Source organism: Kaustia mangrovi, from assembly GCF_015482775.1.
GTDB classification, from domain to species: Bacteria; Pseudomonadota; Alphaproteobacteria; order Rhizobiales; family Im1; genus Kaustia; species Kaustia mangrovi.
Window position 1 is genome coordinate 2,896,481 of record NZ_CP058214.1, and the last position, 26,838, is coordinate 2,923,318.

The window sequence follows — 26,838 nt, forward strand, 5'->3', positions numbered from 1 at the left end:
GCGGTCGGCATCGTCACGTCTCGTATCCCGGCGTGGGACGGACGGCGGGCCCTGCCCGTGCCCTGCCGCCGGTCGACGCCGCGACGGCGTTGAGAAACCCGTCCAGCGCGGCGATGTTGCGCCCGGGGTCGAAATGCTTCAGCGCATGGGTTCTGGCGCGCCGGCCCAGCGCTTGCGCCAGGGCCTCGTCGTCGAGCAGGCTGCCGACATCGGAGACGAACTGCTCGATATCGCCGCCCGAGCACAGGCCGAGAACATGCCGCCGCAGCACGCCGCCGGGATCGAACTCGAAGCTGACCGTCGGGGTCCCCTGCAGGCTGGCCTGGATGATGTTGTTGCTGAAGCCCTCGGGCATCGAGGTGGTCACGAGGCAGCGCGCGCCCGCGAGCATGCCGTTGACCTCCTCCAGCGGCTTCGGTCCCAGATAGCGGAGATTTGCGGGCACGTCCTCGATGGACTCCATCGGCGGGTAGTTCAGGCGCTCGCCCACCATGAGGACGTCGACACCGGCGCCGTCGAGCCGCCGGGCGAGCTCGATGCACAGATCCGGCCGTTTCGCGGGCTTGAGGCTGGAGACCCACAGCACATATGGCCGCGGCCAGGAGAAGGGCCGCGCCTCGCCCGTCATGCTGTTGGCGATGAAGGCCTGCCGGCCCACGGGCGCAAGGCCCAGATGGTCCGGATTGTTGGTGACGACCGCCGCCACCCACCGGAAACCCTCATGGTTCCAACCCGCTGCGATCCGGTGCTTGAGCGTCGTCACCAGGCCGCGCAATCCGGTCCGCCGGCGGGGCTTCGCCGCCCATCGCAGATGGTCGTTGATATGGGCCGACGCGAAGACGAATGGGATGTCCAGCCTCGCCAGCCGGCGCGCAATATGCCTGAGGCCGTGCTTGTTGAGCCGCCAGTAGACGATATCCGGCCGCTCCCGCTCGCAGGCATCGGCAATGGCGCGCGCCTTGAGCGGAACGGGCACCACCCGGTAGGGACAGTCGTCATAGGGGCCCTGGCCGTTCGCGGCGATATAGACGACCTCGTGGCCACGCTCGGTCAGGCCACGGGCAATCATGTCGCACTGGACCTCGCTGCCGGCGAGCGTCTCGGTGCGATGCCGGTTGATCACTGCGATTCGCATCGACGGACCTGTCGGTACGCACAACACCGTCGGGCGCGCCGATTTCCGGCACGCCCCGAAGAGCGTTCTGTCATGGCTATCCCCCCAAGGATCAGTCGCTGCACACTAGTATGAAATGGGCCTGGAGAGAAAAGACAAAAATTATTCTCATTCAATCGACGGTAGCATGATACGAACGCGGGCCGGGCCGGCGGGATGCCGCCATGGCTGGACAAAAGACGGTTGCGGGTGTATCCGCGCCGGATGGCGATGTCGACAGAGGGACGCCCGGCATGATCGCACTGCAGGAAGGCGCCAGCCTTTTCGTTACGCCATGCGGAGAGCGCCGCCCGGCCGCCGCCGGCCCGACGCCTGCGCGCTGCGCGGCGTGACCGTCTCGAGCCTCCCATGACCAATTCCGTGACAGGCCGGCAGGCGCGCACCCATCTCCTGGCCTTCGATCCGCGCCGCATCTCGCTCGTCGTCGGCGGCATGCTGATCGGCCTCGCCGCCTTCATGCTGCCGCCCATGGCGACCGATTTCGCCGCCGGCAGCGATGGCTGGCGGATCTTTGCCATCTCCGCGCTCATCACCGGCTTCTTTGGCACCATGCTGGTGCTCATCAGCCGCTGGGGGGAAACCGCGCCGATCTCGCGCCGCGAGGGCTTCCTGCTGACGGCGGCGAGCTGGCTCGCCATGTCGGTCTTCGCCGCCATCCCCTTCCTGTTCCTGAAGAGCGGCATGTCCTTCGGGGACGCCCTGTTCGAGACGGTCTCGGGGCTGACCACCACCGGCTCGACGGTGATGACAGGGCTCGACACATTGCCGCCGGGCATGCTGCTCTGGCGCTCGATCACCCAGTGGATCGGCGGCATCGGCATCATCGTCATGGCGATTATCATGCTGCCCTTCCTGCGCGTCGGCGGCATGCAGCTCTTCCAGACGGAAAGCTCCGACCGGTCCGACAAGATCGTGCCGCGGGCCGGCCAGCTCGTGCGCTATATCGCGCTCGTCTATGGCGGGCTGACGGTCATCTGTCTCGTCGCCTACAAGATCGCCGGCATGTCGCTGTTCGATGCCGTCAATCACGCCATGACCACCATCGCGACCGGCGGCTTCTCCACCCACGACGCCTCCTTCGGCTTCTTTCCGCAGCCGGCCGTCCACTGGGTCGCCATCGTCTTCATGGTGCTGGGAAGCCTGCCCGTCGTGCTGTTCATCCGGGCCTTGCGCGGCGGGTCCTGGGCGTTCTGGCGCAATGTGCAGGTGCGTGGCTTCCTCACGATCATCGCCGTGTTCTCCATCGCGCTCGGCACGTGGCACGCGGTGACTGACAAGCTGTCGCTGGGGACTTCCTACGACCAGGTGGTCTTCAACGTCGTCTCGATCATCTCGACCACGGGCTATGCGCTCGGCGATTACACGGCGTGGGGTACGCCCGCGATCGGCGCGTTCTTCGTGCTCACCTTCCTCGGCGGCTGCACCGGCTCGACGGCGGGCGGCATCAAGGTGTTCCGCCTCCAGATCATGTGGCTCACCGCACGCGCCTATGTGGGCAGCCTCATTAGTCCGCGGCGCGTCTCCACCACGCTCTATGACGGTCGGCTGGTGGAGGACGACGTGCCGGCGGCGATCCTCGCCTTCGTTTCCGTCCTGTTCGCCATGCTGGTGGTCCTGACCATGGCGCTCACCGCCTTCGGGCTCGATTTCGTCACGAGCCTCTCCGGCGCGGCAACGGCGCTCGCCAATGTGGGCCCCGGCCTCGGCCCGATCATCGGACCCGCCGGGAATTTCGGGTCGCTTCCGGAAGGCGCGAAGATCCTCCTGGCCCTCGCCATGCTGCTCGGTCGGCTGGAATATTTCACCATATTGGTGCTGCTGGATCCCTATTTCTGGCGGAAATAGGGGGTGTCTTCGAATTGAAACGGCACCGGTCCGCTCCCCCACCCGGCCACCCATGAGATCATACTGCCAAGGGTGGCCGGGTGGGGGAGCGGACCGGCCCCGGTTCGAACCAAGCCCCCGATGCCGTGCGCGCTATAGCGCCCAGCGGAAGGCGCGGCGCAGCTCGCTCGTGCCGTCCGTCTCGTACCAGCGGCCGTGGCTGATCACGATGCGCTCCGGCGCCCACGAGATCATGCGTTCCACGGCCTGCCTCAGTGGCTTGCGGTGGCGCAGGAAGGTGAGTTGCATGTCGATCGGCGCCTTGCCGTCGGGGTCCGCCGCGCCGGCCAGCCACAGCGCCTGGCGGTAGAGCCACGGGCGCACGCGCTCGGTCTCGAAATTCTCGATCAGGTCGGTGAGGATCAGGGTGCGCGACGGGCGGTGGAAGAAGTCGGCCTCGGTCAGGAGGTCGCCTGCCACGACCACCTGATCGAGCGTTCCCGCCCAGGCGTCGGGCGGGGTGTCGGAGAGGGTGTTGGCGATGGCCAGCGGGCGCTTGGCGGACCGCTGGAGCCCCTCCACCCCGTAGGTCTGCGCCTCGGGGAAGCGATCCGCCCAGTCCGGCAGCCACCAGTAGTGGATGGTGTTGGGCGCGACGAGATGGCGGACCGGGCCGAGCGCCGCCACGGCGTCGACCAGCGTGTCCTCCGGAGCGGTCGGCGAATGCAGCCACAACGCGCCGTCGGGCAGCCGCACGACCGTCATGCGGGTCGGAAAGGGCAGGTTCATGCCGATATAGCGGAACCGGATCTCCGGCCCGTCGACGATCCACAGATCGGGGGCGACGGGCTTCAGGACATTGAGCGGCTCGTAGGGGGCATAGGCATGATTGTCCGCCATGGTCGTCCGGCTTCCTCGCGTCACGCCGCGGTCTCGCCGTCCGTCCAGCGGCGGGCCGCGTCCTCGTCGCTGTCGCGCGCCTCCACCCAGCGCTCGCCGCCTGGGCCGCTCTCCAGCTTCCAGAAGGGGGCCTTCGTCTTCAGCCAGTCGATCAGGAAGCGGCAGGCCTCGAAGGCCGCCTCGCGATGGGCCGATGCGGTGGCGACGAGCACGATGTCCTCGCCGGGCTCGAGCCGCCCGTGGCGATGTATGATGAGGGAGGCCTCCAGAGGCCAGCGGTCGTGCGCTTCCCGGTCGATCTCTTCGAGCGCCGCCTCCGTCATGCCGGGATAGTGCTCGAGCGTCATGGCCTCGATGGGCTCGCCGCCGGCCATGTCGCGCACCGTGCCGACGAACAGCGCCACGCCACCGATCGCCCTGTTGCCGCCCTTGAGCGCCTTAAGCTCGCGGCCTACATCGAACGGGGCTTCCTGAACGCGGATCATGGGGATCGGATCCTGCCTTGACGCCGATTTTGCACCTGTCCGCAAGGTAAGGGCGCAGGCCGCCGATTGCAAAGGCGGGACCGGCGGAGCCGGCGACGCCTATTGCGTGCCGCCATTGCCGCCGGAGCCGAACATGCCTTCCAGCGTCTTGTTGAGCATCTCGCGGCTCTGGTCGTCTATGCCGGAGCCGGAGGATTCGGTCTCGCCGCCGGGAACGATGTCCTGCGGCCCGCCCTCGTCCTGCGTGCCGGTCGCGACGGGCTCGCCGGCGGCATCCGGTGCCGGGGCGACGGGCTCCGGCGCGGGCTCCGGCGCGGGCTCCTCCTTCGACTTCGTGCCGAACAGGCCGTCGAGCAGCTTCTTGCCCTGCTCGCCCACCGCCTGGCCCGCATCGGGGCCGAGCAGTTTTTCCGTCTCCTTTGAGATGGTGCCCTGCAAGCCCTCCTTCAGCGAATCCGCGCCCTGGCCGAGATCGAGCTCGGCACCGCCCGAGACGAGGCCCTTGATCTGGTCATAGGCGGCTTGCGGGTCCTGAAGGATGCCCGCGATGTCGGGATAGATCTTCGGGTCGCTCCAGGGGCCGCGGATCACGACCGGCACGGTGAGGCCCTTGAGCTCCGTCTCCCCGCCCTGTCCCTCGAGCGAGGCGACGAGCTTGGGGTTAACCCGGTAGTCGAGGGTCTTGGCCGGCATGTCGATCACGCCGGCGCCGGCCACCCGCACGAGCGGTCCCATGAGCTGGAGGTCGTCGTTGGAGGCCTGCCCCCTGTCGATGGCGAAATTCGCCTTCAGCAGGCTGAAATCGGTCTTCTCCGCCGGGGTCTGGTCCCAGCCGGAGAGGATGTTCTCCGACACGCCGCGGACCATCTTCGCGACATTGATGCCCCTGATCGCGCCGTCGGTGAAGGTGAAGCCGGCGGTTCCCTTGAGCGAGGAGACGAGATCGCGCTGGCTGCGGCCGACGGCGGCGAGCGAGAGCGAGGTGGCGGCGGTGCCCTCCAGCCATTCGAAGCCGGCGAAGTCGCGCAGGAGCTCGTAGCCGTTGAAGTCCTTCGCGCTGAAGCCGACCTGCACGGTCGGCACTTCGCGCGTGCCGTTGAGGATGATCGTGCCGGCCGCCTGGCCGCCATAGAGGGCGAGCTCGTTCAGCCGCGCAGTCAGCACGCCGTTGTCGAGCACGACGCGGAGCGCCGTCTTGCCCGTGGTGATCTTGCCCTGGACGATCTCGGAGGCGACGAGATTCAGATCGGCGTCGACGGCCCTCAGCCCGGAGAAGTCGATGGGCTCGGTGCTCCAGCCGTCCTGGCCGGGAGACCCGCCGGAGGTCTGCCCGGTGCCGTCCGTGTCGCCGGCCTCGCCGCCGCCCAGATAGGTGTCGAGGTCGATACGGTCGACGCCGAGGCTCGCCACGACCTTGGGCCGCGCGCCGCCGAGCTCGGTGCGCATGGTGCCGGTCGCGCGCATGCCGTCCAGCGTGATATTCGCGTCCTTGAGCGTGACGGTCTGGCCTTCGAGGCCGAGCGCGCCGTCGGCCTTGAAGGCTTCCAGCCCCTTGCCGGGGGCGAGCGGGCTGCCGGCCCATTTGGCGAGGCCGCGCAGGGACGGCGTGTCGATGTCGATGCGCCCGGCGAGCGAGAAGCCGCTGGAGAGCGAGGCCTGGCCGCTGAAGGCGGAATTGATGAGCCTTGAGCCGAGCGCGAGCTCGATCGGCGAGGCGCCGCCGCCGGCAAGCGTCATGGGCGATTTCGCATAGGCGGTCACCTCGACCGTCTCGCCGTTCCAGACCATGGAGCCCTTGGCCTCGAACGCGCTGTCGAGATCGGGCAGGTCGAGCGTGACGTTCACCGCGTCGGCGGCGAAGACGGTGCCCGAGCGCTCGTCGAGATAGCGCAGCGACCCGTTCACGATGCGGATCGGCGCGAGCGTGACGGAGCTCACGCCGAAGCCGCCCGATGTCTCGCCGGAGGAGGAGGGCTGCGACGGCGTGGCGCCCGCCTGATCGTCGCCCGCGCCGGTCGCGTCGGTCTCGCCCGGTTTTGCGAAGCTCCAGTTGCTGCGCCCCTGCGTGTCGATCACGAGATCGAGGCGCGGCCGGTCGACCACGAATTCGGTCACATCCACGGTGCCGGACAGCAACGGGAACACGGCGACGCGCACCGACAGCTCGTCCATCTGCGCGACCTGACCTTCCGCCATGCCGGGCGGATTGGTCAGCGCGACGTCCTTCAGCGACACGCCGAGCTCGGGCCAGAAGGAGAAGCTCGGCTCGCCGCCCATGCGCAGCTCGCGGCCGGTCTGCGCCGTGACCGCCTCGCTGATCTGGCGGGCGATGAAGTCGGGCGTGACGATGAACGGAACTGCCGCCAGCGCCGCGACGACGAGGACGAACAGGACAAACACGATCTGGAGGAGGCGTTTCAAGACCGATCTTCCCTTCAAGCGGACCTCGCGGGCGCCCGGCAGCCGGCGGTGCCGCGACTGTCAGGGTAGCACGGCGAAGGTCCCTCGCATGATTCGCTGCGGCGAATTGTACCCGAGCGCGCCGCCACGCACTATTGCAACCTGGATGGCGCGCCGCCAGCGTCAAAAAGAGGCTTGGGAAAGGCGTGCCTCATCCTTATGGTGAGGGCCGCGAAACCGAAGCCCAAGCCCACTGGGAAGCCCTTTAGGGAGGATGCGAAGAGACGATGGAAGAGCCTCTCTGGACGCCGTCGCCCGAGTTCAAGCGCACCACCGGCATGGCCGCCTTCATGGCGTTCGTGAACGAGCGCCATGGCCGCGACATCGACACTTACGAGGCCCTCTACCGGTTCTCCGTCGACGAGATGGAGGACTTCTGGCCGGCGATCTGGGATTTCTGCGATGTGCGTGCAGAGACGCGCGGCGAGCGGGTGCTCGTGGACGGCGACAAGATGCCGGGCGCGCGCTTCTTTCCCGATGCGCGACTGAATTTCGCGGAGAACCTGCTGCGCCGGCGCGACGACGGGCCCGCCATCCTGTTCCGGGGCGAGAACTTCGTCGAGAAGTCCGTGTCCTGGGCGGAGCTTCACGACATGGTGGCACGCTTCGCCAGCGCCCTGAGGAAACTTGGCGTCAAGCCCGGAGACCGGGTGGCCGGCGTCGTGCCGAACATGCCGGAGACGACCGCGGCGTTCCTGGCGGCGGCCTCCATCGGGGCGACATGGTCGTCCTGCTCGCCCGATTTCGGCGAGCGCGGCATTCTCGACCGCTTCGGCCAGATCGAGCCCAAGGTGCTCGTCTGCTGCGACGGCTACTACTACAACGGCAAGGCCTTCGAGATCACCGACAAGGTCGCCAAGGTGGTCGACCAGCTTCCCAGTGTGGAGAAGGTCGTCGTCATCGACTATCTGGGCAAGTCGCGCGAGGCGGCCGCCCAGATGGCCCGCGGGATCGCGATGGAGAACTTCCTGGCGACGGGCGACGGCGGCGAGATCGCCTTCGAGCAGCTGCCCTTCGACCACCCGCTCTATGTGCTGTTCTCCTCCGGCACGACCGGCATTCCCAAATGCATCGTGCATTCGGCGGGCGGCATCCTGCTCAAGCATCTCAGCGAGCAGCGGCTGAACTCAGATATCCGTCCCGGCGACCGGGTGTTCTACTTCTCCACCTGCGGCTGGATGATGTGGAACTGGCTGATGACGTGCCTCGCCTCGGAGGCCACGCTGGTGCTCTTCGACGGCTCGCCCTTCGCCCCCTCCGAGCGCGTCCTGTTCGACTATGCCGACGCCGTGGGCATGACCCATTTCGGCACCTCGGCGAAATATATCGACGCGGTGAAGAAGACCGGCTGGCGTCCGCGCGACACCCACGATCTGGGCTCGGTCCGCGCCATGATGTCGACCGGCTCGCCGCTGGCGCCGGAGAGCTTCGATTTCGTCTATGACGCGATCAAGCCGGACCTCCACCTCGCCTCGATCTCCGGCGGCACCGATATCTGCGGCTGCTTCGTGGGCGGCAACCCCTACGAACCCGTCTGGCGCGGCGAGATCCAGGGCCCCATGGCGGGCACCGCCGCCGACGTCTTTTCGCAGGACGGCACGCCGCTGGCGCATGGCAAGGGCGAGCTCGTCTGCACGAAGCCCTTCCCGTCGATGCCCATCGGCTTCTGGAACGATCCGGACGACCGGAAATATCTCGACGCCTATTTCTCGCGCTTCCCCGGCATCTGGTGCCATGGCGACTTCGCGGAATGGACCGACCATGGCGGCATCGTCATTCACGGGCGGTCCGACGCCACGCTCAATCCGGGCGGCGTGCGGATCGGCACGGCGGAGATCTACGCTCAGGTGGAGCAGATCCATGAGGTGGTCGAGGCGCTCGCCATCGGCCAGGACTGGGACGACGACACCCGCATCGTGCTGTTCGTGCGCCTGCGCGACGGAGTGACGCTCGACGACGACCTCGTCAAGCGCATCAAGACGCAGATCCGCACCGGCGCCTCGCCGCGCCACGTGCCGGCCCGGGTGATCCAGATCGCCGATATTCCCCGCACCAAGTCCGGCAAGATCACCGAGCTCGCCGTGCGCGACGTGGTCCACGGCCGCGAGGTGAAGAACAAGGAGGCGCTCGCCAACCCGGAGGCGCTGGATCTGTTCCAGGACCTGCCCGAGCTTCGGGAGTAGGGCCCGGATTTACGATGTGAGCGGTAGCATCGGCCTGACGTCTTTGGAGTGAGTCTGCACCGGTCCGCTCCCCCACCCGGCCACCCACGGAAGTATCATCTCATGGGTGGCCGGGTGGGGGAGCTCAGCCGGTGCCGCTTTAAGAGCAAGGACACCCGGCTTCGGCCCGGGTCTCAGGCAGCCCGTTTCTTGATCTGGCGCTCGCGATAGAGCAGGTAGAGCCCGCTTGAGACCACGAGCAGGCCGCCGGCGACCGTCCACAGGTCCGGCAGGTCGCCGAAGACGGCATAGCCGATGATGACCATCCAGATGATCTGGCTGTAGACGAAGGGGGCGAGCACCGGGGCCGGGGCGAGCTTGTGGGCGACGATCAGGAACTGGTGGCCGACCGCGCCGAACAGGCCGAATGTGCACATGATGGCGAGCAGCCAGCCGGTCGGCATCTCCCACGAGCCCGGCACGGCAGGGGTGACGGCGACCGCGCCGACAAGGGCCGTGTAGAACAGCGTCGTCTCCGAGCTGTCATAGGCCGCCGCCTTGCGCGTGGCGATCTGGTAGAGCGCGGTGGACAGCGCCGCGCCGAGCGAGAGGAAGGCCGCCCAGTGGAAGCCCTCCGCGCCCGGCCGGATGATAATCATCACGCCCACGAAGCCGATGACGACCGCGAGCCAGCGGCGCGGGCCCACCTGTTCGCCCAGAAGCGGCACGGACAGCGCGCAGACCCACAAGGGGTTGGAGAACATGATCGACGATGTCTCCGCGAGCTGCAGATAGCGCACGGCGGTGAAGTTGAGGAGCGTGCCGCCCACCAGCAGCAGCCCGCGCACGATCTGGAGCGGGAGGTTGCGCGCGCGCATCTGGGAGAGCGTGCCCGTCGACCACAGGAAGACGAGCGAATAGACCACCGCGAAGGCGTAGCGGGCGAAGACGATGAGCGGCGTCTCGAACCAGGCGGAGAGATATTTTGCCGTGGCGTCCAGGCAGGCGAACAGGGCGAAGGCGGCGACCATGAGGAGGATGCCGCGCAAACGGGCCGCGCTCTCGCCAGCGTCGTCGAGCGAGGCTCGTGTCGAACTCATGCCGCGTATCCGGATGTCTGCCCCTCGGCACTCATGGGCGCTCATCATACCAGCGGCCGGCCTTGCGACCTATGCATTCTCGGCAGTGGCGCGCTGCGTGTGATGCAGGCGGGCGGGTCGCGGGCCGGTGCCGGTCCGATCGGACGGCGCGCGGCGCCCTAGTGATAGGGATCGGCAGCGTCGCGCAGACCGTCGCCGAGGAAGTTGAAGGCGAGGATGACGAGGATCACGGGCACCATGGGCGCGATGATCCAGGGATAGAATTCGAGCGCGGCGAGGTTCTGGGCCTCGTTCAGCAGCACGCCCCAGCTCGTGATCGGCGGACGCAGGCCCAGCCCCAGGAAGGAGAGCGCCGTCTCGCCCAGGATCATGGCGGGGACGGACAGCGTGGCGCTGGCGATCAGGTGGCTCATGAAGTTGGGCAGCAGATGCCGGCCGATGACGCGCCCGGGCTTGGCGCCCATCAGGACCGCGGCGGTGGCGAAGTCCTCTTCTCTCAGCGCGAGCAGCTTGGAGCGCACCGCGCGCGCAAGCCCCGGCCAGTCGAGCAGCCCCAGGATGATCGTGATGCCGAAATAGATGAGGATCGGCGACCAGGTCACCGGCAGCGCCGCCGACAGGGCGAGCCAGAGCGGCAGCTCCGGAAGCGAGCGCAGGATCTCGATCATGCGCTGGACGATCGAGTCCACCCATCCGCCGTAATAGCCGGCAAGCCCGCCGAGCGTGATGCCGATGAGGAAGGAGATGGTGATGCCGATCAGCCCGACGGTCAGCGAGATGCGCGTGCCGTAGACGATCCGGCTCAACATGTCGCGGCCGAGCCGGTCGGCGCCGAGCGGGTAGAAGACGCCGCCCTCGGCCGGGCAGACGAGATGGACGTCCCAGTCGAACAGGCCCCAGAACCGGTATGTGTCGCCGCGGCAGAAGACGCGCAGCGGATAGACCTGCTCGCGGTCGACCGAATAGTCCCATCGGAAGGTCTTCAGATTGGCCTCCGCCTTGTAGCCATAGACGAAGGGGCCGACGAACTCGCCCTCGTGGAACAGGTGGATGGCCTGCGGCGGGGCGTAGAGATAGTTGGCGTTGCGCGTGTCCTTGTTGTAGGGCGCGATGATCTCGGTGAACGGGATGGTCGCGTAGATGAGGAGGAGGAACAGCCCGGATACCACCGCCAGCCGGTGGCGCCTGAGCTTCCACCACATCATGCGCCAGCCGGAGGCGAGATAGACGCGTTCCTGCTCCGCCGTCAGCGCGGCGCTCGCCTTCGGGTCGAAGGGCGCGTCGTCGACGAAATGGTCGAGCGGCCTGTCGCCGCCGGGCGCGGTCGGTCCGGAGGTCATCGCGCGGCCTCCCCGTCAAGGCGTATGCGTGGGTCGAGCACGGCCAGCAATATGTCGGAGATCAGCATGCCGACCAGCGTGAGCATGGTTACGAACAGCAGGATGAACCCCGCCAGATACTGGTCCTGGCTGGCGAGCGCGTCGAGCAGCACGGGCCCGATGGTCGGCAGGTTCAGGACCACCGACACGATGACCGAGCCTGAGACCATGCTCGGCAGCAGGCTGCCGATATCGGCGACGAAGGGGTTGAGCGCCATGCGCAGGGGATATTTGGCGAGCAGGCGGCGCTCGCTCAGGCCCTTGGCGCGCGCGGTCACCACATATTGCTTCTGCAGCTCGTCGAGCAGGTTGGCGCGCAGCCGGCGGATCATGGCGGCCGTCCCGGACGTGCCGATCACGATGACCGGCACGATCAGATGGGCGAGCACGGAACCCGCCTTCCCCATGGTCCACGGCGCGCCGATATAGCGCGGATCCATGAGCCCGCCGACGGAGATGCCGAACCAGCGATTGGCGAAATAGAGCAGCGCCAGGCCGAGCAGGAAGTTCGGCGTGGCAAGCCCGATATAGCCGATCAGCGTGAAGCCGTAATCGCCGATGCTGTATTGCCGCGTCGCGGAATAGATGCCGATCGGGAAGGCAACGACATAGACGAAGAGCACCACGGCGGCGTTCAGAACGATGGTGAGCAGCAGCCCGTCGCCGACCACCTCCGACACCGGCCTCTGGTGCTCGAAGGACCAGCCCCAGTTGCCCTGGAGGAGGCCGTTGAAACCGTTCGGCCCAGGCCACACGCCGATCCAGATCGCATATTGCTCGAGCCACGGCCGGTCGAGGGCGAACTCCTGGCGCAGGAACTCCAGCTTTGCGAGCCCCGCCTCCTCGCCGCGCGCCTTCAGCTCCGCGATCTGGTTTGAGAGATAGTCGCCCGGCGGGAGCTGGATGATGATGAAGGTCAGAAGCGAGATGACCAGAAGGGTCGGCACCATGACCAGCAGACGTTGAACGAGATAGCGCAGCATGACGGATCCCCGGCCCCTACTCGTCCAGCCAGAACTGGTCGGGCCGGTAGATACCGAACTGGGCGCCCGGATCCCAGCCGTAGAAGCCCTCTTCGGGCACGTTGTGCAGCGTCCTCGACACCACGACCGGCTGGGGGACCTCCGACACGATGCCGATGACGAACTGCTCGCGGGTATTGATGGCGAGCATCTCGTCCCAGATATCCTGGCGCTCGGCCCGCGTCTCCGCCCTGAACCAGTCGCGGTAGAGCGCCATGAGCCGTTCTGCGGCCTCCATGTCCGGCGGCTCCCCCGACTGGCCGCCGGTCTCGTAATACTGCCCCCACATGGGCCAGGCGAGATTGTCCTGGTGAACCGGGGCGAGCTCGTCGGGCGCCATGTCCGCCGTCGGGATGCCGTTGTCCCAGCCCGACCAGACCGTCATCATCACGCTGCCCGTATAGGCGCGCTCGCGCAGCACGTCGCGCTGGGACGGCTTGATCAGCAGCTTGATTCCGATCTCCTGCCAGTCCTCGGTGATGAGCTGGAGGGCGTCGACCTCCTCCAGGTTCTCGCCCGCGGTCTCCACGATGATCTCCGCCGGCCGGCCGTCGGGCAGGAGGCGGATGCCCCGGCTGTTGCGTTCGGTGAGTCCGAGCCCGTCGAGCAGCGCGTTGGCGCGCTCGGGGTCGTAGTCGGCCCATCGCCGGGCGTGTTCCCGGTCGAAGAGCGGGCTTTGCGGCAGGACCGTGTTGCCGCGGGCCTCCGCCAGCCCGAGATAGAGCGTCCGGCTGATCAGGTAGCGGTCGATTCCGAGCGACAGGGCGCGGCGGAAGTCGGCGGACCGGAACAGGCGGCGCCAGACCGGGTCCTTGTAGTTGAGGTTCGGATAGAGCGCGATCTGGGCGCTCTTCGCACTCGGCCACAGGAGCACGCGGAAGCCGTCGCGCCGCTCGTTCTGCTTGAGGATGGCGAGGTCGGAAAAGCCGAGGCCCCGCGCCTGGAGCTCGCTCTGGCCGGCGGCCGTCATGGCGGGGATGAGGCGCGCCGCGGCGACATCCATGACCACCTTGTCGATGAAGGGAAGCTGATGGCCGCCCGCCGTGACCCGGTGGAAATAGGGATTGCGCGCCATGGTGTAGCGGGTCGTGGACAGCTTGGTCGTGTTCATCCAGGGCTGCAGGGTCGGCTCGTCCGCATTGTCGAAATTGTACATGTTGTCCATGCGGTTATGGAGCGATGCCCAGTTGCGCACCTTCTCGCGCTCGACCATCTTCGCGATCACCTCCGGATCGCCGTATTTCTCGTGGAACTGCTTGAGATAGTGGGCGGGCCGGTAGATGAAGGGCGGGCGCGCCCGGGCGAGCTCCTGCAGGAAGGTCGGATTGGGCTTCGACCACGAATAGCGCACGGTGGTCTCGTCCAGCACCTCGAAGACTGGCGGCTCGCCGTCGACGCGCAGGCTGCTCGGTGGGCCGGTGGGGGTGAGCACGTCGTTGTTGGCCACGTCCTCCCAGTAGTAGCGAAAGTCCTCCGCGGTGAAGGGATGGCCGTCGGACCATTTGTGGCCCTTGCGCAGGTGAAGGGTGAAGATGCGGCCGTCGGCGATCTCCACGCTCTTCAGGATGTCCGGCTCGAGCTCCAGCTCCGGCGTGTAGCCGACGAGCCGGGCATAGCCCCACGCCACGATATAGCGGATCGATTTCGGTTTATCGATGAGGGTGTGGAGCGTTCCGCCCGGCCGGCCGGGCTCGAGCCCCTCCGCCTCGAGATCGACGACGAGCGGGTCGTCCGGCAGCCGGTCGGCGATCGGCGGCATGGTGCCGTGCTCCACGGCGGAGCGGTACATCGGCGTCTCGATCAGCAGCGGGCGCTCCGCGGCGCCGGCCTGCCCGAGGGTTGTGGCCAGCGCGAGTGCGGCGAGAGCAAGCATTGCGCGCATCGCCGTCATGCCTCCACTCCAAGCCGGCCGGGCGCGGCCTCGGGCACGTCGCCATGCAGGGCATGGGCCCTGTTGACGAGCACGAAATGGCCCGGCGCGATCTCCACGCGCACGGCATCGTCCGGATCGGCGAGACGGTAGGGCTCCGGCCAGGCATGGGGATCGGACGACATGCCGCCGGCGAGAAGCGACAGGTCCATCGGCCGGTCGGGATCGGGCTCGGGCACAGCGGCCAGCAGCGTGCGCGTATAGGGGTGGCGGGCGTCGCTGGAGAAGCGGTCACGCGGCGCCTCCTCAACGATCATGCCGCGGCACATGACGAGGATGCGTTCGGCGATATAGTCGACCACCGCGAGATTGTGGCTGATGAAGAGATAGGCCAGCCCGAGCTTCTGCTGGAGGTCCTTCAGGAGGTTCAGGATCTGCGCCTGGACGGACACGTCGAGGGCGGAGACCGGCTCGTCGCAGATCAGCAGGCGGGGCTTGAGCGCGATGGCCCGTGCGATGCCGATGCGCTGGCGCTGGCCGCCGGAGAAGGAATGCGGATAGCGGTTGAGGAAACGCGGATCGAGCCCGACGAGCTGCATGAGTTCCTGGGCGAGCGCCTTGCGCGAGCGCGGCGTGCCGATGCCGTGGATGACGAGCGGCTCGGTCAGGATGTCGAGCACGGTCATGCGCGGGTTGAGCGAGGAGAACGGATCCTGGAAGACAACCTGGACCGCCCGTCGATAGGCGGCGAGTTCGTCGCCGGCGAACCGGGTGACGTCCTGGAGCTCCTCGCCGAGCCGGAACCGCACGCTGCCCGCGTCGGGCGCGATGGCGTCGACGACGATGCGCGAGGTGGTGGTCTTGCCGCAGCCGGACTCGCCGACGAGCCCCACCGATTCGCCATGGTCGATGGAGAAGGTCACGTCGTGCAGCGCCTGCGCCTTGCGCTGCTCGCCGGTGGAGAACAGCCCGCCCTTGCGCAGGCCGAAGCCCTTGGCCAGGCCCTTCACCTCCAGGAGCGGGTTCTCGCAGGCGCCGGGCGTGCCGCGGTCGGGGGCGGAGAAATGGCCCTCCGCGATCGGCTCGATCTCGCGCAGCGCCTTGAGGCGCTCGCCGGGCTTCATGTCGAAACGCGGGACGGCGGCGAGCAGCGCCTTCAGATAGGGGTGGCGGGGGTCGCGGAAGATCGTCTCCTTGGTGCCCGCCTCCACGACGCGGCCGCGATAGAGCACCACCACCTCGTCGGCGATATTGGCGACGACGCCGAGATCGTGGGTGATAAGCAGAACCGCCATGCCGAGCTCGGCCTGCAGGTCGGCGATCTGCTTGAGGATCTGCGCCTGGACGGTGACGTCGAGCGCGGTGGTCGGCTCGTCCGCGATCAGCAGCGCCGGCCGGCAGATGAGCGCCATGGCGATCATGGCGCGCTGGCGCATGCCGCCGGAGAGCTCGAAGGGATAGGTGTCGAGCCCGCGTTCCGGGTCGGCGAAGCCGACGAGGCCGAGCATGCGGCGTGTGGCCTTGCGCGCCTCCTGCAGCGAGGAGCCGAGATGGAGCCTGTGCGCCTCGCCGATCTGGTCGCCGATGGTGTGGAGCGGCGACAGCGAGGTCATGGGCTCCTGGAAGATGATCGAGATCCGCCCGCCGCGAATGTCGCGCATCGCCGCCGACTGGGCGGACAGCGCGGCGAGGTCGGTCTCCCCGCCCTTGGGATCGCGGAAGACGATGGAACCGCTCACGATTCTCGCGGCCCGGGGAAGGATGCGCAGGATCGTCTGGCTGATGACCGTCTTGCCGGAGCCCGATTCGCCGACGAGCGCCACGGTGCGTCCGTGCGGCACGCGGAAGGACACGCCGTCGACGGCGCGGATCGGGCCGGCCATGGTGTCGAACTGGACGCTCAGGTCCCGGATACAGAGCAGGGGCCCCTCGGTGGCGGCACTGCCCGTCATCGCTTCGAGGCTCCATTCGTTGCGGTGGGGCGGTCCGCTGCGGCTTCGTGGCGCATGCCCGGCCAGAGTCCGAGCTCGTTGGCATTGTGGAGCGTGGCCGCCGACATCTCCGCGCCGTTCTCCGTGGCGCTCGCGAGCGCGCGGGCGGCGGCCGGTTCGAAGGCCGGGTGCTCGCTCTCCAGGACCAGGGCGGTCGCCCCGTCGCGCATGACGAGCTCCTGCCAGCCCCTGCGGCCGTCGCGGCGGGTGGAATAGTGCGCGAGCCTCACCGCGGTCAGGTCGCGCCAGTCGAGGCGCTTTGCGAAGAATCCTCGGCGCTCGATGCCCTCCTCGTCGATCACGACGGGCCATCCGTGGCGGATGACGGCGCGTGCGCCATAAAGGGCGAATATCGCCGCGCCCGCGCCACACGCCGCGATGGCCCAGAGGGGAAGCGGGGCCGCAACGGCCAGGACGGCAAGCGCGCCGATCCCTGTGGCCGTCCGCGCAAGCGCCGCCAGTATCAGGCTTGCAGGGGAGCGGAACCCCTGTTCAGCTCTCGTCGGTCTCAAGGACATGCCGGTCATCGCAACGGCAGCCCGGCCCCCTCGTAGTTGGGACATGCCTCCCCCGTCCTTGGCTCCCTCTCGGCCAATGCCGCCCCCTTTCTCCTATAGCGGGCATGCTCACCCCTTGAAAAGGGATTTTGCAGTCAGCCATGTGACAGCGGGGTGGTCGTGGGTGCGTGCGAGGAGCGCGCCGATCAGCGTCCAGCCGGCCTCGTCATGGACCAGATGATGGGTGAGGAGCCCGATGGGGGCGGCTTCGGGGCCGGCGCCGAGGCGCCGTTGCGCGAGGATAGCGGCGAGCTCGTCGATCACACGGGCCCCGTCGCGCGTTCCGCGGCCGCCGCGCCAGTCGACCGGATCGAGATGGACATTGCGCTCCGCGAGCACATCCGACAGTGCGGCGAAGCGCGGCGATCCCATGGTCGACACGCCGGTGAGGCCGAGGGCCGGCAGGCGCGGCGCCAGGTCCTCCCGCATGCGGTTCCAGGGCGGCACGAGCACGGGCAGGACCAGCGGTCCGAAGAGCGCCGCCAGGCGCTCGCGACCCCGGGCGAGCTCGTCCTCGATGGCGGAGAGCGGGCGGTGCGGGCCGAGCTCCTGCTTCTTCTCCGACGCCGGTGCGTGGTTGGCATGGGCCCAGCCATGCTGGGCGACGGCGATGCCGGGGCCTGTATCCGCGAGCCGGTCGGCAAGGGCGGGCTCGGCCTCCGCCGGGATCGTCGCGAGCAGGACGGGAACGCCGGTTCGCGCCGACAGGTCGAGAAGGCGGTCCAGCGCCGGGGTGACGCGGGCCGCGTCGTCGTCGCGCCACCACAGGCGCGCGCGCAGCCCCGCCTCCTGCCAGCGGTCCAGCTCGTCTGAAAGCGTCTGCCAGTGGGGGCCGTGTCCGCTCATGCCTCGATCCTTGCGATGGCGTCGGCAATCAGCCGGGCCGATTGCGCGGCGCCGTCGAGACCGGGCCGCGCCGCGGCGTCGGGATCGAGTTCGAGCGCGCGGTCGACGGCATCCGCCAGGCTTTGCGGACCGAGATGTTCGGGCGACAGGGCGATGGCGAGGCCGCGGGCCTCGAACAGCTTTGCGCGCATGGTCTGCTCGATCTCGCCGTCATCGGCGAAGGGCACGAGGACGGCGGGGACGCGCGCGCTGAGAATGTCCGTCGAGGTGTTGTAGCCCGCCTGGCTGACGGACAGGCGGGCACGGGCGAGGAGACCGGGAAAATCGGGCCGCGCCGGTTCCACGATCACGCCGTCCCCGGAGGCGGCGGACACTCTCTCTCGCTCGCGTGCCGGCAGATTGTGGCCGACGAGCAGGCGCCACGGGCGGTCGCGGGCGCCGGAGAGCGGGCGCGCCGCGATGGCGGTGTTGAGGAGATGGTCTCCGACAGCGCCGCCGCCGACCGACACGATCACCTCTCCCTCGCCCTCCCCGGGCGGGGGGAGGGGGGCTCGCCGCCTCCGATATAGCCGGTATAGTCGATCATCCCGGCGAAATCGGCGGCGAAGGGCAGCGATTGCTCGAGCCGCACGAGCGCCGGGTCGCCATGCACCAGAATGCGGTCGTAGAAGCCCTCGAGCCGGCGCGCAATGTCGGGGATCCGAGAGGGTTTCGACGGCGGCTGGAGAATGTCGCGCACCGAGCTCAGGATCGCCGGCGCATGGCTCTGGCCGCGCGCATGGGCGAGGAGCCGGTCGAGCTCGCCGGCGAAGCGGCGGCGGCCGAAGGGGAAGAGCTCGGTGACGACCGCGCGGGGGCGGTGGCGGTCATGGAGCGCGACGAGCTCGCGCCCGCGCGCGGCGAACAGCGCTTCGTCCGCCGGTTCGCCGCCCGCGCCCACGAGATCGACGAAGCTCCGTCCGGCACTGCGTACGGGGGGAAGCTGAGCGAGCGTCACGCCGTCCGGCACCCCGCCCGGCACGGGCATGCCGCCCGAGGCGACGACAGGCGCGAGCCCGGCCTGCGCGCAGGCCCGCGCAAGAGCGAGCGCGCGGCGGTAGTGTCCGATGCCGAGCACATGGGTCACCCAGATCAGGACGGCGGGGCGCGCAGCGCTCATGCGGGCACCTCGAGGCGGGAGAGCGCTGCGTCGAGCCGCTCGCTCGCCCGCTGGAGCGTGCGTTCGGACATGACGAAGCGCCGGGCTGCGGCGCCCATCGCCGCGCGGCGGTCCGGCGCGTCGAGCAGTTTCGCGACGGCCAAGGCATAGGCGTCGATATCGTCGGCGGGGGTGAGGAGGCCCGTCTCCCGGTCGCGCACCACGCTCGGCACGCCCCGGATCCGCTGGGCGACGGTGGCGAGCCCCATGGCCTGGGCCTCCAGATAGGCGAGCCCGTAGGCCTCGCCATAGCCGGGCCAGACATGGAGGTCGGCGGCGGCATACCAGTCCGCCATTCCGCGGGGCGGCACGGCGCCCGCCATGCGCACACGCTCCGGCGGCAGCGCCCCGAAGGCGTCGGCCACCGCCGCGCGCTCCCGGCCGTCGCCGACGAGGACGACCGCGAAGCGGTGCCGGTTCAGCCGGGCGAGCGCCTCGGCCAGCATGCGATAGCTGGCGAGCTTGTCGCCCGGGCGCATCATGCCGACGGCGATCAGGACGGGAAGGTCGGGGGCGAGGTCGAGCCGTGCCCTCAGCGCATCGCGCCGGCCGGCGGCTTCCTCAGCCGGACCGAGCCGGGCGAGATCGATGAAGGGCGGCAGGTCGATCAGGCGCTCCTCGTCCGCGACGATCCCGGCAAGGCCCTCGCGGTCGTCGGGCGTGAAGCAGAAATGGCCCGCACCCGCCTCGAGCCCCGCCCGGACGGCAGCCTGCGCCTCCGCGAAGGGGCCCCGGTCGCGCTTGCCCGCATAGGAGGCCTCCGCCGTCGCATAGGGAATGGACAGGGCCCGGCAGACCGCCGGCCCGATATGGTCGGCCGCCTTGTAATAGGGATGATAGGTGAGCCAGAGATCGGGGCGCGTGCCGCCATCGTTCTTGGCCCAGCCGTCGAGCAGCCGCGCGACCTCCGCCTCCGCGGCCCGGCGCACGGCAGCCTGCGCGTCGGTCCCTCCGGTCGGCTCGAAGGCGGACAGCCGCGAGGCGAGCCGGACCTCGTGGCCGGCCATGGAAAGCGCCGCCATGAGCTGGCGCGCCATCTGGCGGTCGCCCGACGGCGTGCTGTCGTCGGGCGGCTTGAGCGGCGCGTAGAAGGCGATGCGCATGGCGGTTTAGGCCGTGGCCTCGGGCTCGCGGGCCTTGTCCGCCTTCGCGGGCTCGATGCCGAACAGGCTCGCCAGATTGGCGATGCAGACATCCTGCGAGAAGGCCGTCTTGAGCCGGTCGTGGGCCGCCGCCCCGAGCCGTTCGCGCCGTGCGGGGTCGCGGGCGAGTGCGTCGATGGCGGCCCTGAGACCGTCCGCGTCCTCCGGCTCGACGAGCAGGCCCGTGCGGTCGTTGAGGATGAATTCGGGGATGCCGGAAATATTGGTGGAGATCGAGCACAGCTTCTGGGAGGCGGCCTCCATCAGCACATTCGGCAGGCCGTCGCGGTCGCCGGAGGCGAGAATCCGGCTCGCCAGCACGAACAGGTCGCCGGAAGCAAGCAGCCTGGCGACCTCGCCCTGCTCCCGGGCCCCGAGCCATTCCACCCGGTCGTCGATACCGAGCGCGCGGGCCTTCGCGGCAAGCCTGTCGGCGAGCACCCCGCCGCCGATATGGACGAAGCGCCAGTGAAGGTCCGCCGGCAGCCCCGCCAGGGCCTCCAGAAGCACGTCGTAGCCCTTCTTCTCCACCGCGCGGCCGACGGAGACGATGCGGACCGGATCGGCGGTGTCCGATCCGTCGCGGGCGGGCCGGGCTGCGGGCGCGTCGGGGAAGCGGGAGATGTCGAGCCCGTGATAGGAGAGGATCATCTTGTCCTTCTCCCCCTCCGGCGCCAGTTCCTGGAGATGGGCATGGCCGAAGCCGGTGCAGGTCGTGCCCCACACGGCGTCGGCGAGCTTCTCGCGCTTCTCCCAGTCCGGCAGCGTCCAGATGTCCTTGGCATGCGCGGAGAAGCTCCAGGGCAGGCCGCGCATGAGCGAGGCGTAGCGCGCCACGGAGGAGGGCGTGTGGATGAAATGGCTGTAGATGTGGCCGGTATCGTCCGGCATGACGGTCGCGAGGACCGCGGCCTGGCCGAAACGGCGCACCCGGCTCGGCGTGGGGTTGCGCAGGAAATCCTTCGCGAAGGTGCGCAGCGCTGGCCGGAAGCCCGGCAGGCGCGCCGCCTTGCGCAGGGCCGCGATCACGGTGACCGGCGCCTTTACGAGATATTCCGGCAGATAGGCGACGGGCGCGGCGATCTCGTCATGGATCGGGTGGCGCTCGTCGCTCGGCGCGCGCAGCGAATAGAGCCTGAGCGTCAGCCCGGCGCGCTCGAGCGCGAGGAGTTCCTGTGCGATGAAGGTTTCCGACAGGCGGGGATAGCCCTTCAGAACCACTGCGATAGTCTTTTTCGTCATGCAATCCGCTGTCAATGATGCGGCCGGAATGCCGGCCGGTCCGTTCGCCGAGTCCCCTCAGGTCTCACCCGGCGTCTTGTCTTATCACGGTTCGGCAGGAATGTGGCCTGCAAGCAGCGAGGAGGCGTCCGCCCCGGCGGGCATGTCGCGCCGGCCGAGCCAGGGACGGACCCGCTCGTTCACCGTGTCGAGACCGCCCATGAGGCGGGGGATGACAGTCCGGGACGGTCTCGGCTGGTCGCCGAGCGCGATCAGCGCCTCGGCCATGGCGTCGATGTCGCCATCGCCGTAGGCGGCGTCGCCATTGCTGCTGAGAAGCATGCGGGCGAGCCCCAGCTCCTGGGCGCGGCTCGCCCGGATATATTGTTCCTTGCGCGGATGGGTGCGCGGCACGATCAACGCCGGCTTGTCGTAGGTGAGGATCTCGCAGAAGGTGTTGTAGCCGCCCATCGACACCACGGCGCGGGCGCGCTCGATGAGATGTTCGGCGTGGGCGTGGAACACCAGGATCTCGACATTGTCCAGCCGGTCGGCGCGCTCCTGGAAGGCCTGGCGCCGCTCCGGCGGCATGAAGGGCCCGAGCACGATGAGCGCCGGCCAGGGCAGGTTGCGCCGGCGCTCGTAGGTCGCAAGCACCCAGTCGACGAGATCGGCCCCGTCGCCGCCGCCGCCGGTCATCACGAGGAGATAGTCCTCGTCGATCATGGCCGGCCATTCGGCGGTCCTGGAGCCCTTGCTCGCCGGCCGCTTCAGATAGCCGGTATAGACCATCTTGTCGCGCACGGCGGGGCTCACGCGCATGCCGGTCAGCGGGTCGTAGAGATCGGAAAGGCCGTAGACCCAGATCTCGTCATAGAAGGTCTCCAGCGCCTCCATGGCCTTCTTGCGCCGCCATTCCTTGCGCAGGAGTTCGGGTTCGTCGAGCACGTCGCGCAGGCCGAGGACGAGCCGCGTGCCGCGCTCCTTCAGGATGCCGAGCGCCCCCGTCACCTCGCCGCGCAGGCCGTGCGGCTCCTTGTCGACGATCATGACGTCGGGATCGAACACATCCGCCGTGCGTTCGATGATGGCGCGGCGCAGGCCGATGGTCTGCTCGATATTGATGTGGAGATTGAGCGAGGTATAGCTGCCGTTGCGCAGCTTGATGACGCCGGGCACGCGGACGAAGTCGACCCGGGAGCGGAAATCGTAGGCGCCGATGATCGGCGAGCCCGTGAGAATCAGGACCGACAGATTGCGATAGTGCCCGACCAGGCTCTGGGCGATGGTCATGCAGCGGCGCAGATGCCCCAGCCCGAAGGTGTCGTGGCTGTAAAGCAGAATTCGCGCGCCGTGCCCGTCTTGTTTCCTTGCCATCCCCCTCGTTCCCAATATGCCGCGCACTGCGCGCAGCGTGGAAATCCAGCCCCGGACATGTCTGTTTAGGCGTCCTTCCTAGCACGGCCCCGGGAGCGCGAAAACCACTGCCTTGACGCTGCCGCGCCGCCGTGACCGCGCCATGACGGTATTGCGCACGGCGGACGTTCGGGCCTTGACGCCTCGACAGACACGGGCCATGTCGGGCATTGTGCATGCCAGACATGACGGACGGGGCCGCTCGATCTGCATGGCCATTTGCCATAGGGTCGCGGCCGCCTGTCGCCCATACCGACAACGGAGTCCGCGGTTGATGTCCGACAAGACGATACCGGCCACATCCAGGGTATCGCGCTTCTTTGCGCAATTCCTGCCGCTTTCCTACTTCAAGAAGCCGCCGACGATCATCGTCGTCGACGTCACCAATTCGTGCAACCTGCGCTGCCCGGTCTGCCCGGTGACCATCGCCATGACGCGCAAGCGTGGGCTCATGAAGCTCGAGGTCTTCAAGAAGATCATCGACGACTTCAAGGGGCTGGACGCGAAGCCGGCAATGTATTTCAACTTCTCCGGCGAGCCGACGCTCAATCCCGCCCTGCCGGAGTTCGTGGCCTATGCCCATGAGAACGGCCACGAGACCTTCCTGTCCACCAATGCCACCAAGCTCGACGACGAGATCTCCGAGAAACTGATTCTCGCGGGCCTCGACCGGGTCTATCTGTGCATGGACGGCTTCTCCAAGGAGGCGCAGGAGAGCTACCGGGTCAATTCCGACTTCGACGAGGTGAAGGCCAATATCGAGACCTTCCTCGATGCGCGCAAACGGCTCGGCGCGAAGAACCCGAAATGCGTGCTGCAGACGCTGCTCACCGCCTATTCGGAGCACCAGATCGACGATATCAATGCCTGGGCGCGCGAGGCGGGCTTCGACCAGATCCGCTACAAGACCTTCTCCATCGGGTCCTACACCTCTGAGGAGGAGAAGGCGGAGTTCAGCCGCTTCCTGCCGCAGCGCGACGATCTGCGCCGCCACCCGACGGGCGTGGAGCGGGCCACCTGCGTCGCGCCGCTGCACCAGTCGGTCGTGTTCTGGAACGGCGATCTCGGCCTGTGCTGCATCGATTACGACCAGATGATCCAGCTTCCCAATATCGGCGAGGACGGCTTCCTGAAGGCCTATCGCTCCGACGAGGCGGCCCGGGCGCGCAAGCGGGGGTATCTCAAGCAGTTCGACATCTGCCAGGGCTGTTCCTACAGCAATGCAGAAAACATGGGGATCAAGGTCGACTTGCGATAATCTCTGCATGTAATCCCGTGCGGATTGCGGGATCGCATCGCGGGGGAAGGGGCCGGGAACGGGAATGGACGCCAATCTGTTCAGGTATATCTGGCGGCACACGCGGCGCGCCCAGATATGGATCCTGTTCGTGATCCTGGCCTCGATGCCGATCTATTTCCTGTCGCTCGACCTGCCCAAGCAGATCGTCAACGGGCCGATCCAGGGCGAAGGTTTCGCGACGCCCGGAGCCACGGCGACCTTCCTGAATGTGGCGTTCGACCTGCCCTCGTGGCTCGGCGGGGGGCATGTCGCGCTGTTCGACGGTTTCGAGCTGCCCCGGCTCGACTATCTCGTCGCCCTGTCGATGACCTTCCTCGCGCTGGTCTGCGTGAACGGCCTGTTCAAGTTCTATATCAACACCTTCAAGGGCCGGCTCGGCGAGCGCATGCTCAGGCGGATGCGCTATGACCTCGTCGACCGGATCCTGCGGTTTCCGCTGACGCATTTCCGGCGCGTGAAGTCGCCCGAGATCGCCACCATGATCAAGGACGAGGTCGAGCCGCTCGGCGGCTTCATCGGCGACGCCTTCGTCCAGCCCTTCTTCCTCGGCGGCCAGGCGCTCACCGCCATGATCTTCATCCTGGCCCAGAATGTCTGGCTCGGGCTGATCGCGGGCGGCATCGTCGCCGTGCAGGCCTTCATCATTCCCCGCCTGCGCCGCCGGCTGATCGTGCTCGCCAAGCAGCGCCAGCTCACCGCGCGCGAGCTCGCCGGCCGCGTCGGCGAGGTGATCGACGGCATCTCGGAGGTGCATCTCAACGACACCTCGAACCGCGAGCGCGCCGATATCGCCTCGCGGCTCGGGCGCATCTTCTTCATCCGCTACGAGTTCTATCAGCGCAAGCACGGCGTGAAGTTCCTGAACAACTTCCTCGCCCAGCTCACGCCCTTCCTGTTCTATTTCATCGGCGGCTATTTCGCGCTGCGCGGCAGCCTCGATATCGGTCAGCTCGTGGCCGTCATCGCCGCGTACAAGGACCTGCCGAGCCCGATCAAGGAGCTGATCGACTGGGACCAGCAGCGCCTCGACGTCCAGGTCAAGTACACGCAGGTGATCGAGCAGTTCGCGCCCGACGAGATGATGGATCCCGCCTTGCAGGAGCCGACCGACGGGCCTGTCGGGCCATTGCCGGGCCCCCTGGCGCTCGCCAATGTGTCGGTCACCGACGAGACGGGCGCGAAGCTCCTGGAGCCGACGTCGTTTTCCATGGACGTATCGGAACGGATCGCGGTTCTCGGTGCGCTCAATAGCGGCGGCGAGACGGTGGCGGAGGTCATGGCGCGCCTCGTGCAGCCCACATCGGGGCGCGTTACCGTCGGCGGAAAGGGGCTGGAGACCCTGCCGGAGGCGGTGACCGGGCGGCGCATCGGCTATGTCGGCGCGGACACCTATTTCCCCTTCGGCAGCGTACGCGACGCCCTGCTCTACGGTCTCATGCACGCGCCGCAGGGCGATCCGCCAGCCGACGACGATGCCGAGCGAAAGCGCGCCGAGGCCCTCGCCGCCGGCAATACGACACTCGATATCGCGGCGAACTGGATCGATTACGAGGCCGCCGGCGTGCGCGATGCCGAGGGGCTCAGCGAACGCATCATGGACGCCCTCGACATCGCCTGCCTGCGCGACGACATCTTCGATCTCGGGCTTCGCGCCGCCATCGACATGAAGAGCCATCCCCAGTTCGCCGAGCGCGTCCTGGAAGCCCGCATGGCCCTGCGCTCGCAGCTCAAGGAACCGCCGCTGTCCCAGCTCGTGGAAAGCTTCGATCCCGACCGCTACAACAACCAGGCCACGGTGGCGGAGAACATCCTGTTCGGCACCGCCACGGGGCCGGCCCTCATGGCGGAGGAGCTTCCGCGCAACCGCTACCTGTTGTCGATCCTGAAGGAGCGCGGCCTCGACGGGCGGCTGCTGGAGATGGGCCGGGAGATCGCGGAGACCGTGATCGAGCTGTTCTCGGGCCTCGATCCGGACCATCCCTTCTTCGAGCAGCTCAGCCTGATGAGCGCCGACGAGATCCCCGATTACCAGGCCGTGCTCGGCCGGGTCGGCCCCGACGGGCGCGGCGGGGAGGAGGACCAGGCGAAGCTGATGAGCCTCGCCTTCCTCTATATCGAGCCGCGCCACCGCCTGGGCCTGCTGGACGACCCGTTGCGCCAGGAGCTCGTCGCCGTGCGCGGCGTGTTCCACGAGCGCCTGCCGGAGAGCCTCGCCGACGCCATCGCCTTCTACGAGCCGGACAAATACAACGCCGCCGCCAGCCTTCAGGACAATGTCCTGTTCGGGCGCGTCGCCTATGGCCTCGCCGACGGCCCCCGGCGCGTGCGCGAGGCCGTGGCGTCCGTGCTAGACAAGCTCGACATGCACGAGCTCGTCGTGGAGACCGGCCTCGATTTCAACATCGGCACCGGCGGCAAGAGGCTGACGGCCGGCCAGCGCCAGAAGCTCGCGCTGGCGCGTGTGCTCATCAAGCGCCCGGACCTGATCATCGTCAATCGCGGCCTGTCCGCGCTCGATGCGCGCGTGCGCACCGGGATCACCAAGCGCCTGCTCGCGGCCGCGGCGGGTGACGGCGGGGAGAGCGGCGACACCGGTGACACCGGCGGCGATCGGGAAGGGTTCGGCCTGTTCTGGATCCTGATCGATCCCTCCCTTGCGGAGACCTTCGACAGGATCCTGGTGTTCGAGGCGGGGCATCTGGCCGAGGATGGCACGCCGGACTCGCTCCGGGAGAAGAAAGGGCGTTATGCTGAGCTCGTCGCGTGATTTGCCGCACGCATCGGGCAGGGA

At 68.2% G+C, this 26,838-nt stretch carries 20 protein-coding genes; 4 read left to right on the forward strand and 16 right to left on the reverse strand.

From position 1 onward, the window contains the following. Positions 1–13 precede the first annotated feature (13 nt). On the reverse strand, positions 14–1,135 hold the full coding sequence (locus HW532_RS13465) for a glycosyltransferase family 4 protein (RefSeq protein WP_213160965.1): 1,122 nt from the start codon (positions 1,133–1,135) through the stop codon (positions 14–16). 387 nt (positions 1,136–1,522) lie between these two features. Here HW532_RS13465 and HW532_RS13470 point away from each other — a divergent pair, with 387 nt between their 5' ends. Further along, a complete protein-coding gene (locus tag HW532_RS13470) occupies positions 1,523–3,019 on the forward strand; it encodes a TrkH family potassium uptake protein (RefSeq protein ID WP_213160966.1) in 1,497 nt (498 codons plus the stop codon). Positions 3,020–3,151: 132 nt separating this feature from the next. On the opposite strand, the gene HW532_RS13475 is transcribed toward HW532_RS13470, so the two are convergent. The 3 genes from HW532_RS13475 to HW532_RS13485 all read right to left on the reverse strand — a co-directional run bounded on the left by HW532_RS13475 (position 3,152) and on the right by HW532_RS13485 (position 6,804). Next, entirely contained in the window at positions 3,152–3,898 is a 747-nt protein-coding gene (locus HW532_RS13475) for a DUF4336 domain-containing protein (RefSeq protein WP_213160967.1), read from the reverse strand. 20 nt (positions 3,899–3,918) lie between these two features. After that, the gene (locus tag HW532_RS13480) at positions 3,919–4,383 is read right to left on the reverse strand and encodes a molybdenum cofactor biosynthesis protein MoaE (protein ID WP_213160968.1); all 465 of its coding nucleotides are present in this window, start codon (positions 4,381–4,383) and stop codon (positions 3,919–3,921) included. A gap of 99 nt (positions 4,384–4,482) precedes the next feature. Further along, the gene (locus tag HW532_RS13485) at positions 4,483–6,804 is read right to left on the reverse strand and encodes an AsmA family protein (RefSeq protein ID WP_213160969.1); all 2,322 of its coding nucleotides are present in this window, start codon (positions 6,802–6,804) and stop codon (positions 4,483–4,485) included. 266 nt (positions 6,805–7,070) lie between these two features. On the opposite strand from HW532_RS13485, the gene HW532_RS13490 reads away from it, so the two are divergent. Next, positions 7,071–9,026 (forward strand): acetoacetate--CoA ligase, encoded by a 1,956-nt coding sequence (locus HW532_RS13490; RefSeq protein ID WP_213160970.1) that lies wholly within the window; start codon positions 7,071–7,073, stop codon positions 9,024–9,026. 173 nt (positions 9,027–9,199) lie between these two features. Here HW532_RS13490 and HW532_RS13495 read toward each other — a convergent pair whose 3' ends face one another. The 12 genes from HW532_RS13495 to HW532_RS13550 form a co-directional block, all read right to left on the reverse strand. Continuing rightward, on the reverse strand, positions 9,200–10,105 hold the full coding sequence (locus HW532_RS13495; protein ID WP_213160971.1) for a DMT family transporter: 906 nt from the start codon (positions 10,103–10,105) through the stop codon (positions 9,200–9,202). 158 nt (positions 10,106–10,263) lie between these two features. Continuing rightward, positions 10,264–11,445 carry an ABC transporter permease gene (locus tag HW532_RS13500; protein WP_213160972.1) on the reverse strand — a complete coding sequence of 394 codons (1,182 nt, stop codon included), beginning with the start codon at positions 11,443–11,445 and terminating at the stop codon, positions 10,264–10,266. Further along, complete coding sequence (locus tag HW532_RS13505) at positions 11,442–12,467, reverse strand: ABC transporter permease (RefSeq protein WP_213160973.1); 1,026 nt, start codon at positions 12,465–12,467, stop codon at positions 11,442–11,444. Before HW532_RS13505 ends, HW532_RS13500 begins: the two co-directional genes overlap by 4 nt. A gap of 16 nt (positions 12,468–12,483) precedes the next feature. Beyond that, on the reverse strand, positions 12,484–14,397 hold the full coding sequence (locus tag HW532_RS13510; RefSeq protein ID WP_246479011.1) for an ABC transporter substrate-binding protein: 1,914 nt from the start codon (positions 14,395–14,397) through the stop codon (positions 12,484–12,486). Further along, positions 14,394–16,328 (reverse strand): ABC transporter ATP-binding protein, encoded by a 1,935-nt coding sequence (locus HW532_RS13515; RefSeq protein WP_213160974.1) that lies wholly within the window; start codon positions 16,326–16,328, stop codon positions 14,394–14,396. Before HW532_RS13515 ends, HW532_RS13510 begins: the two co-directional genes overlap by 4 nt. Beyond that, positions 16,325–16,885 carry a hypothetical protein gene (locus HW532_RS13520; RefSeq protein ID WP_213160975.1) on the reverse strand — a complete coding sequence of 187 codons (561 nt, stop codon included), beginning with the start codon at positions 16,883–16,885 and terminating at the stop codon, positions 16,325–16,327. Before HW532_RS13520 ends, HW532_RS13515 begins: the two co-directional genes overlap by 4 nt. Positions 16,886–16,993: 108 nt before the next feature. Continuing rightward, the gene (locus tag HW532_RS13525) at positions 16,994–17,770 is read right to left on the reverse strand and encodes a polysaccharide deacetylase family protein (RefSeq protein ID WP_213160976.1); all 777 of its coding nucleotides are present in this window, start codon (positions 17,768–17,770) and stop codon (positions 16,994–16,996) included. Continuing rightward, positions 17,767–18,285: a glycosyltransferase gene (locus HW532_RS13530; RefSeq protein WP_213160977.1), complete on the reverse strand. Its 519-nt coding sequence runs from the start codon at positions 18,283–18,285 to the stop codon at positions 17,767–17,769. Before HW532_RS13530 ends, HW532_RS13525 begins: the two co-directional genes overlap by 4 nt. Then, entirely contained in the window at positions 18,282–18,929 is a 648-nt protein-coding gene (locus tag HW532_RS13535) for a hypothetical protein (RefSeq protein WP_213160978.1), read from the reverse strand. Before HW532_RS13535 ends, HW532_RS13530 begins: the two co-directional genes overlap by 4 nt. Then, the gene (locus HW532_RS13540; protein ID WP_213160979.1) at positions 18,926–20,071 is read right to left on the reverse strand and encodes a glycosyltransferase family 4 protein; all 1,146 of its coding nucleotides are present in this window, start codon (positions 20,069–20,071) and stop codon (positions 18,926–18,928) included. The genes HW532_RS13535 and HW532_RS13540 overlap by 4 nt, the downstream gene beginning before the upstream one ends. A gap of 6 nt (positions 20,072–20,077) precedes the next feature. Further along, positions 20,078–21,352: a glycosyltransferase family 4 protein gene (locus HW532_RS13545; RefSeq protein WP_213160980.1), complete on the reverse strand. Its 1,275-nt coding sequence runs from the start codon at positions 21,350–21,352 to the stop codon at positions 20,078–20,080. A gap of 84 nt (positions 21,353–21,436) precedes the next feature. Then, a complete protein-coding gene (locus tag HW532_RS13550; RefSeq protein WP_213160981.1) occupies positions 21,437–22,708 on the reverse strand; it encodes a glycosyltransferase family protein in 1,272 nt (423 codons plus the stop codon). Positions 22,709–23,021: 313 nt separating this feature from the next. Between HW532_RS13550 and HW532_RS13555 the strand changes: the two genes are divergently transcribed. Together HW532_RS13555 and HW532_RS13560 are read left to right on the forward strand one after the other, a co-directional pair. Then, positions 23,022–24,005: a radical SAM/SPASM domain-containing protein gene (locus HW532_RS13555; protein ID WP_213160982.1), complete on the forward strand. Its 984-nt coding sequence runs from the start codon at positions 23,022–23,024 to the stop codon at positions 24,003–24,005. Between the two features lie 64 nt (positions 24,006–24,069). After that, a complete protein-coding gene (locus tag HW532_RS13560) occupies positions 24,070–26,814 on the forward strand; it encodes an ABC transporter transmembrane domain-containing protein (protein WP_213160983.1) in 2,745 nt (914 codons plus the stop codon). The last annotated feature ends 24 nt before the right edge of the window (positions 26,815–26,838 follow it).